We start from the raw sequence: 243 nt of genomic DNA, 5'->3' as shown, positions 1-243 counted from the left end.
CCAGATCTTCCGGCAACGCAGGTTTCGTCATGAAATGCTGGAAACCCTCGCCGATACTTCGCAGACGGTAAGCGTCATCCGTATGGCCGGTCAAGGCAACCGCCACCGACGGCGCATGATCTCCGCGAATCTCGTGATCACGCAGACGCTGGATCAGGTAGAAGCCGTCCATGGCGGGAAGTTCGAGGTCGCATACAACCGCGTCGGGCAGCAGCCTGACGGCCGCTTCGACGCCCTCTTCGG

At 61.3% G+C, this 243-nt stretch carries 1 protein-coding gene; it reads right to left on the bottom strand.

The genetic code is table 11. The features are described 5' to 3' along the window. Window positions 1–243, bottom strand: a 243-nt coding sequence (locus SB822_RS60055) for a response regulator (RefSeq protein ID WP_410859505.1), incomplete at both ends; no start/stop codon positions are given.

It is taken from the genome of Paraburkholderia sp. SIMBA_054 (genome assembly GCF_046534875.1).
GTDB classification, from domain to species: Bacteria; Pseudomonadota; Gammaproteobacteria; order Burkholderiales; family Burkholderiaceae; genus Paraburkholderia; species Paraburkholderia hospita.
Note: the sequence above shows the minus strand (reverse complement) of the source record. Positions and strands in the feature narration are given on the sequence as shown.